The following is an 8305-nucleotide window of genomic DNA, read 5'->3' on the forward strand; positions in this document are numbered from 1 at the left end:
TTCGTGTCATTCCAGGCAACCGCAGTGAGTAGGCTGCTGGGACGAGGCCTCAGTGATGTTGACGCCCGAGCCGTCATAAACGGCGCCTCTGATCCAGCTTCCACCGTATGTGCCAAAGGGGATTGAAGGCATGAGCGAGTTGCTGTCAGTTGCTACGCTGGCAGAGGCCCGAATGCGCGGTATGAATCGACCAAGGCATCGAAAAGCGAGATATCCGAGCGACTTCTGGCAAAGAGCTGGGCACCGACAATAGCTGTGAAAATTGCACGTGCTCTAAATTCACTCTCACTTGATTCGCACACCTTCGCAGCCAATAGAAGCTTGCGTAGCCATGCAATATTGACCTCAGCAAAAGTCTGAATTTCTTTTGTCATCTCAATGGGCAAGGTATCGGTTTCAGCGCCCATGAAACTGCCCAGGCAGAGACGATTGTCGGACTCAAGCGATCTTCTGAAGATTTCCGGAAAGCGACGCAAAGCGTCAATTGGAGACGGGCTTTCAGATTCGATCGTCTCGAGCGCAAGCGCACCGTCCTCCCAATATCGTTTGGCAACGGCAATACCCAGATCGGCTTTGCTTGGAAAATGGTAGTAAATACTCGCCGCTTTGATACCAACATCTTGCGCAAGGTCGCGGAAGTTCAAACCATTGTAGCCCTGCGATTGGGCAATTCTCTTGGCCGCCAACAAAATGGCTTCTTTGGAGTTGACGCTCATTCTGGTGCCTTTCGTCCTGGGACGATCTCTCACATAGGGAACGTTAATTTACAGCAAAGGCCTACCGTGAGACAGGTAGATTGTAAGTGGAGAACAGTGAGGCCGACTTGACTTGGGTCGCTCGAGCACAAGGCGTTCCATCATGTTTCCGTAAGCTTCACCGACAGCCGACACTACCGAGATCGTCACGGGCACCGAGAAAGCCAAGGGTATGGCGATCTCGGCGTACGGAGTTTCCATTGACAGGTTATTACTGGGCTGGCGAATCCAGTTCAGGAATGCCGCTGTTGCGATCAGCGTAGGCAGCCTGGAAGCTTGGACGTTTTGCCCAGCGCTGCCAGTACGCATCCAGAAACTCAAAACGCTCGTCCAGTGGAGTGGCATTGACCGGGAATTTCGAGAAGGCGATCGCGGTCGCCAGCGTAATATCCGAGAAGGTCGGGGCGTCGCCGCCTAGCAGCCATTCGCGGCCGTCTGACAGATGACGGTTGACCAGTGCAGCGTGAGCCAAAGCTTCCTTACGGCAGTGTTCGCCCCAAGCCTCGTTTTTGGTCAGTTCCAGCTTGAAGCCGAGTCCGGTGTGCAACACGTGGAACGCTGTAACGATGCGGTACAGGATGTGCACCCACACCCGGTTATCCCACATGTTATCCAGACCCTGTTCCAGTGCGGTCGCCCCCATAATCTTGCGACCGGGATACTCCTGGTCAAGATAACGAACGATGGCAGCCGTTTCGGAAATGTAGCTACCGTCGGCCAGTTGAAGGGTGGGTGTTTCGCCCCACGGGTTCATATTCAAATGACGCCAGCCACGCTGTTCCCCTACAGGGGACATGTCATAGATGGTCTCGGCAAACTGGTCAGCGATGCCCTTTTCGTGCATGAACAGACGCAGACGCTGTGGATTCGGAAAGGCCGAAGGCGAAGTGAAGAGCTGAAGTTTAGTAGTCATGGTCGTTCCTGCAGATGGGGTGGCTGGCTTACCTAACTACCGTTAGGTAGCCAGACTTTAGCGATCGACTCAGTGCCCGTCAACCCCTACCTAACACTTGTTAGGTATATTTTTGAGATTCTTTCGCTGCACTGGTTCGATTGAGGTGGATCGCTCGCTTCACCGGCAAAACCCAGCAAGTTAAACTTCCCAGACCAAACCTAAGCCCCCCCAACGGAGCCCCATGAAATACGCCGATGCCAGTTGGCACTACACAGGAGACTTCCCAGCAGACCAACCCAAAGAGCAAGGCGGCACGCACATCTTCGATAAGTTTTCCTCGATATCGGAAGCCAGGTTCAGCAGTGGAGTGGTGGTGAAGGCTACATCCTGAAGCCTTAGACCCAGCGTTGAACCAACCCGTTAGAGGGTTCGCCCGACAATTTTCATGCACTTGATGTCGGGCGTCGGGGTTTCACAGAGTGCATTTCCCAAGCCCTCTGACACGCCCCCCCCCCCGAAGCAAGTGGTCTTTCAAACCGCGCCCTTCACATTCCGAACCGATGCTCCTCTTCAAAAACCCATCATCGGGTAACAGAAGCACTCGTCAAACCACCTTGACCAGTCGACAGTCCCCTTCCCACCCTTATGTAAATTCACAACATTTCACAGCCCATGTCACATCCACCTCATGTGCGCTCCCTACCCTCGGATCTGTTCGAGCCTTACCCCTTTCTACCCTGCCAGTCAGCCGGTCAGTGCTCGGCGTCGCTTTCACAGGGCGCTGTGCTGGCGGGGTTTATTACCAAGGAGCCTGCACATGTCCGTTTCCGTAGAAAACATATCCAAGAACCGCACGGCGGAATCCAATTCGCAGAGTCAGTGGAGCAACTCGGTTGACCGCGCCAAGGCCAAAGACGCGGGCATCGAGTGGGAGCTGCCCGGCGATGACAAGCGATCTGCCCAAGAGATTATCGACGCCAGCCCGCTGCTGAAGAATCTGGGCAATCAGAGTGGCGTGAAGGACAAGCTCAAGGAGCGTGTCGGTGACTTCGAGCACGACCGCGACGCGGCGTATCGCGCCGTTCAGGTGCTGGATCATGTGGAGTTGCTGAACGAGGACGGCGTGCGCATTGTGAATGGCAATGACGGCAACGGCCGGGTCGATGGGTTCACCAAGGGCGGTGACGCCAAGCACGGCACCGAAGCCGGTCGTTTGCAGGATTTCGGCAAGTACGGCTGGGAGAATCTCAAGGGCGAGCTCAAGCATGTGGACAGCGCCGGTGACAGCAGTGCGGCGCGGGAGCAGGCCGAAGCGGCGGGCATTCAGTGGGTACGGCCGGAGGGCGATACTCGTTCGGCTCAGGACATCATTGACGACAATCCGCTGCTCAAGAACCTGGGTAACCAGAGCGGCGTGAAGGACATGCTCAAGGAACAAGTGGGCGACTTCGAAAACGATCCCGACGCGGCTTTCCGTGCGGGTCAGGTGATGGATCGTGTTGTTGGCTACGACGAGGGTGGCAAACCGCTGACCGGCAAGGATGTGGCCGACACACGCATCAATGGCTTCACCAAAGGCGGCGAAGCCAAACACGGCACCGAAGCCGGACGTCTGCAGGACTTCGGCAAGTACGGTTTCTCGTCCCTGCCCAAGGCGCAGGCCAGTCAGGATATCGCCGGGTATAAAACCTACGTTGAAACCAACAAGAACGCCGATGAGGGCTCCAAACAGATCGCGCAATACACGGCGATTCTGGAGCAGATGTACGACTCGATCCGTGGCAAGACTGGCGCCGACGGCACCCTCACCGCTCAGAACATCAAGGACTACAAAGACAGCAACCCGCAGCTGGGCGGCCTGGAGAAGGACGCCTTGAGCTTCTGGTCGCAGCCCGGCGCCTTCAAGCTGCTCGACACGGCCAGCGGCAATCTGGCGAAGTCGGCCGACGGCAAGGTCAGCAGCGGCGATCTTCAGGCCTTCCTGAAAAGTGGCGCTCCGGTGGACGCCATGACGTTGAGCAGCCTGCTGTCCAGAGTGGTCTCCGGGAACCTGACCAGCAACGTGGACACCAGCAAGCTGGGCAAAGACGTGTTTGAGCACCCTGAACACTACACGGCCGAGGAAAAGGTCGCGGTGCTGCTGGATTTGCAAAAGTCCCAGAAGCTGGTGGTGGACGGCGCCAACGCCGGCATGTGGGGCGACGATTATGGCAAGGTTGCAATCGCCAATGGGTCGGGCGCTATCTGGGAACCGGAAAAGCTGCTCAAGGATATCGGCGACCACATCGCCATTCTGCAGAACGATCCCGACACCGCAGCGTTTCTTCAGGACAGCAGTGCTAAGGGCATGAAGGACCTGTTCGAGGCCAGTCCGGGCCTGAAGGATGCGGTCAGCAAAACCTACGAAGATGAGATCAAGTCCGGCAAGGCGCTGGACAAGGCGTGGGAGGCGAACACCAAGGATGGCAAGACCGATCAGACCGCCGCGCTGACCCAGTTCTACGCGACCGCTCAAAGCTTCCAAGGGATGCTGGGCATCAATAACGCTGCCGAGATCCAGGCTGGCGTGGGCAAGTCTTCTCACAGCGAAGCCCTGCAGACCTATTACAAGGATTCTCTGGCGTCCGGCGAGCGTCTGCGCGAATTGCTCAAGACCAACGCACCGGAAGCGGCTGCCAGTGCGTTCAGCATGGAAGTCGCGCTCTACAACGCCACGCTGGACCCGACCTTTACCGGTGAGTTCGACAAGCAGCTCAACGACAATTTCTCGACGATATCCCAGGAAAACCTCTTCAAGGACGCCACCTTCGAAGACATGCAAAAAGCCTTCGGCAAGGACGGCGGCAAGGACCTTGACGAGGACAAGGTCCGCAAGCTGATCGACCAGATGCGCCAGGAATCCCCGGAATTGCTGCTGAACAAGGATGGCACTGTCGCGACGACCGATCAGGTGCTGTCGGGCTTCAGGGGTAACTGGGACATGTTCCGCCAGGGCACCAAGGCACTGGACAAGATGGACATGCTGACCAAGTTCGACACCGGCGGCGACGCCAAAGGTGCCTATGGCAGCGGCGTGCTTCACGGGGTCAGCGGTCTGTTCATGGCGGGCATGACCATCGCACGGGGCGCACAGGGCTCGGGTAAGCTCACGGATCGCAACATCGTCGACATCACCACCGGCTCGGTGCAGGCCGCCACGCTGTTCACCGAGGGCGGTACGAAGGCTTATCAGGTCTCGATGAACGAAGCGATCAAGCAAAGGGAAAAGACCCTGACGGGTAACCCTGACAACCTTTCTCAGGAACAGCTCGATAAGCTCAAGGACAACATCAAGGACAGCAAGAACGCGATCGCTGTCTCCAAGCAGTATGAAGAAGCAGCCAAAGGCCTGGGCGGTCTGGCCAATATCGCGGCGGGTGCCTACGGGATTTTCGATGGCGTGAACGCGATCCGCCGAGGCGACAACCTGACTGGCGGCTTTGGCGTGACTGCCGGGTCTCTGGGCGTGCTTTCCGGTTCAGCCTCGGCCCTTGAGGGCACACTGGGCCTGCTGGGCGCTAACCTGCCCCGCTTCATCCCGGCGCTGGCTGCCGCAGCGGGTACGCTGGGTTTCCTGGCTGGCGGCGTGGCGGTTCTGGGGGCGATCATTCCGGGGCTGGTCAGGGAAGGACAGCAACAGGCCAAGGCCGATGACTTCGCGCAGGTGCTGGGCGACAGCATCAGACGCTATGCCATCGACGGTGTGAAGGATGGCACCATCGACGACATTCCGATCAAGGACTGGCCGGGCGGTGAAGACTCCACCGTCGCGTCCTGAGGCAACACGGGGTGCAAGCCCCGTGATCTGCGCTGATCCTCGTGCCCGGTCTCGCCGGGTGCGTGGATCAGGTCTCGCGCTTGATCATCCCGCTCAGCCACTCTCGACTGCGTGCCAGCACCCTCCCCGACATCGCCGTCGGGAAGTGAACGAACCCGTGCGGCAAGTCCGGCAGCCGGTGCATCTCAACCTCCGCCACGGTTTTCCAGCGCTCGGCCATTTGCAGGGTGTCGTCCAGCAACGGATCGATGTCGCCGACGAACATCAGCGCAGGCGGCATGCCGGAAAGATCGCCATACAAGGGCGACAGCGTGGGTTGCTGGCGCTGTTCGTCGGTCAGGCCAGGCGTGAGCAGGCGCAGGGCCTCGACCATTCCTGGGCCGTCGAGAACGAGGGTTTCAGGCCCGGCGTTGCGCACGCTGGGGGTTCCGGTGAGGTCGTAGACGCCGTAGTACAGCAGCGCGCCTTTGATGCGTTGCAGCAGCTCGGGCTTTTCTTTCAGTTTCAGCAAGGTCGTGGCCGCGAGGTGGCCACCGGCAGATTCACCGACGACGATCACCGGCAGGCCCGCGAACTCAGGGCAGCTGTCTCCCAGCAGCCAGCACGCGGCCGAGAAACAGTCTTCCATCACCCCTTCAACGGGCGTGGACACGGCGAGCCGGTAATCGACCGACACCACGGCCACCTCGCATTCGTTGACCATCGCGACGTTGAGGTCATCGTTCATCTGCGCATTGCCGATCACCCAGCCGCCGCCATGAAAGTCGAGCACGACGCCTTTTGGCTGGCCCTTGGGCCTGATGATGCGCACAGACACGGGGACACCGTTGCTGCTGACGATTTTCTTTTCGGCCTGCAGTCCGTGTCGAGTGAGCTTGCCCCCGCCGCCAATCTGGCTGACGCGCAACAGAGACTGAATCAGCACGGGCATGACGCGGTTGCGTATCTTGAAACGCGGAAAGCGGGCGAGCTTCCTGTTTAGCTGGCGAGCCTCGGCACGCTCCTGCTCGCTGAAAGACATGGACTGTCTGTTATCCAACTGTTTGCGCTCCTGTCAGGCCGATCGTCGCCGTGATGAATGATGTGGTGCAGTCATGAATAGAGTCGCGCGTCGCGGCAGCGTTCATTGCATGAAATGACGATGCGATGTTGCCTCGGGCATTGTTAAGGGCTGATGTACGTATTCATTGATTGATCAATGCGGCAGCGCCGGGTAAAAAACCCTGTGCCTTTCTGAACGTGCAAGGAGCACCGGATGCTGGAGTTGAACACCGAACGGCTGTACCTGCGGACACTGGTCGAAGCGGACTGGCCGCTGTTTTTCAGGCTGCACCGTGAACCGCAGACCATGCAGTATGTGTTCGGAGACATCGGCGAAGAGATGATTCGCAGAGGCTTCGATCATCGATTGCCTGCATGGACGCCGCAGTCGGATCACTGGCTGTGTCTGGTGGTGATCGACAGGCAGAGCGCGCAGGAGCTGGGCGTGAGCGGCTTTCGTATCCTGTCGCCGGGACATGCCGAAATCGGTGGTCTGTTGTTGCCGGAGCATCAGGGCCGGGGTTACGGCACCGAGTCCTGGCGCGCCGTCATCGACTACGCCGCCGCCATCGGGCTGGACTCGCTGGAGGCAACCGTGACCGATGGCAACATCGCGTCCTGCAAGCTGCAGGAGAAATGCGGCTTCACTTTCGAGCGTCGCGTGCCACAGGCGTATCAGATTGGTGAGCAGTGGTTTGATGATCTTGTGTACGGGTTGCAGTTGGGGCCGCTGCGCAGCCCATCGCTGCCGTCGTAACCTCCGAGAGCTCCCACGCCCTCCGGGCAGAAACAGAGTTCAGCGTTTCTTGAGAAGTCCGGTGTTTGATAGAAAAACACCGGACTGTGGGAGGCGGCTTGCCGGCGATCTGCCGGGAACCGGCAGCAACACTGGTTGACGCTCACGCCCTCGGCCGCGTTCCCAGGATCGTAACGCGCTCGCCGTAGCGTGAATGGGGAAAGTAGTCCCAGACTGCGTGGTGCTGCGTAGAGCGGTTGTCCCAGAACACGAGGGTGTTGGGTGCCCAGCGGACTCGGCAGCTGAGGATCGGTTCGCGGGCCACCAGATCGAAGAGCATGTTCAGCAGCGTCTGACTTTCACTGCCTGACAATTGCACGATGTGCGAGGTGAAACCCGAGTTGACGAACAGCGTCGGCCTGCCGGTTTCCGGGTGGCGAACCACGACCGGGTGTTCGCTTTTGGGCAGGCCTTCGGGCGGTGTGAAGCCCTTCCAAGGAATCTCGCCATCGTGAATGGCGGTCAAGCCACCGAGGAACTGCTGCATGGCCGGGGACAGCATGTCGATCGCCAGGTGCATGTTGGCAAACAGGGTGTCGCCGCCCGTGCCGATGGCCGGGGTTTCCTTGATGTAGAGCATCGAGCCCATCGAAGGCTCAAGGTCTGCGGTGCCGTCGGTGTGCCAGGTTTCACCCGCGACGAAACGTGACTGGGCGTTGGCGCGGACCACCACCAGTTCCGGGTCATCACCATCGATGCTGTCCACCGGTAACGCTCGCAGTTCACCGAACAGTCGACCGAACGCCTTGTGCTGCTCCACGCTCAGGTGCTGGTCACGAAACACCAGCACGTGGTTCTCCAGAAGCGCCCGGCGGATTTCGTCGAGTTGCTCGTCGTTCAACGGCTGTGACAGGTCCACGCCACTGATCTCGGCACCAATGACAGGCGTCAGCCTGTCGATACCGATGCTGTGGTACGGCGCACGTGGCGCGCCCGCGATGCGCTCGATGGCCTTGAGTGCCAGTTGATCCATGTTCCTTCATCCTCTTCTTGTCATATCC

Annotated in this window: 6 protein-coding genes; 2 read left to right on the plus strand and 4 right to left on the minus strand. The window is 59.0% G+C overall.

Annotated elements, in window-relative coordinates:
- Window positions 1-152: 152 nt before the first annotated feature.
- Together AO065_RS21655 and AO065_RS21660 are read right to left on the minus strand one after the other, a co-directional pair.
- The gene (locus AO065_RS21655) at window positions 153-716 is read right to left on the minus strand and encodes a TetR/AcrR family transcriptional regulator (protein ID WP_004882862.1); all 564 of its coding nucleotides are present in this window, start codon (window positions 714-716) and stop codon (window positions 153-155) included.
- Window positions 717-966: 250 nt separating this feature from the next.
- Window positions 967-1668, minus strand: coding sequence for a glutathione S-transferase family protein (locus AO065_RS21660; protein ID WP_004882863.1), 702 nt, complete (start codon window positions 1666-1668; stop codon window positions 967-969).
- 799 nt (window positions 1669-2467) lie between these two features.
- Between AO065_RS21660 and AO065_RS21665 the strand changes: the two genes are divergently transcribed.
- Entirely contained in the window at window positions 2468-5467 is a 3000-nt protein-coding gene (locus AO065_RS21665) for a type III effector HrpK domain-containing protein (RefSeq protein ID WP_004882864.1), read from the plus strand.
- 67 nt (window positions 5468-5534) lie between these two features.
- Here AO065_RS21665 and AO065_RS21670 read toward each other — a convergent pair whose 3' ends face one another.
- A complete protein-coding gene (locus tag AO065_RS21670) occupies window positions 5535-6506 on the minus strand; it encodes an alpha/beta hydrolase (RefSeq protein WP_004882865.1) in 972 nt (323 codons plus the stop codon).
- 216 nt (window positions 6507-6722) lie between these two features.
- Here AO065_RS21670 and AO065_RS21675 point away from each other — a divergent pair, with 216 nt between their 5' ends.
- Window positions 6723-7265: a GNAT family N-acetyltransferase gene (locus AO065_RS21675; RefSeq protein WP_004882866.1), complete on the plus strand. Its 543-nt coding sequence runs from the start codon at window positions 6723-6725 to the stop codon at window positions 7263-7265.
- Window positions 7266-7407: 142 nt separating this feature from the next.
- Here the strand turns inward: AO065_RS21675 and AO065_RS21680 are convergent, their stop codons facing one another.
- Window positions 7408-8277: a TauD/TfdA dioxygenase family protein gene (locus AO065_RS21680; RefSeq protein WP_004882867.1), complete on the minus strand. Its 870-nt coding sequence runs from the start codon at window positions 8275-8277 to the stop codon at window positions 7408-7410.
- Window positions 8278-8305 lie beyond the last annotated feature (28 nt).

Source organism: Pseudomonas viridiflava (genome assembly GCF_001642795.1).
GTDB lineage: Bacteria > Pseudomonadota > Gammaproteobacteria > Pseudomonadales > Pseudomonadaceae > Aquipseudomonas > Aquipseudomonas viridiflava.

Coding starts and splice junctions, on each gene's coding strand:
- AO065_RS21665 (WP_004882864.1), top strand. CDS start 2,468: ATGTCCGTTTCCGTAGAAAACATATCCAAGAACCGCACGGCGGAATCC.
- AO065_RS21675 (WP_004882866.1), top strand. CDS start 6,723: ATGCTGGAGTTGAACACCGAACGGCTGTACCTGCGGACACTGGTCGAA.
- AO065_RS21680 (WP_004882867.1), bottom strand. CDS start 8,277: ATGGATCAACTGGCACTCAAGGCCATCGAGCGCATCGCGGGCGCGCCA.
- AO065_RS21660 (WP_004882863.1), bottom strand. CDS start 1,668: ATGACTACTAAACTTCAGCTCTTCACTTCGCCTTCGGCCTTTCCGAAT.
- AO065_RS21655 (WP_004882862.1), bottom strand. CDS start 716: ATGAGCGTCAACTCCAAAGAAGCCATTTTGTTGGCGGCCAAGAGAATT.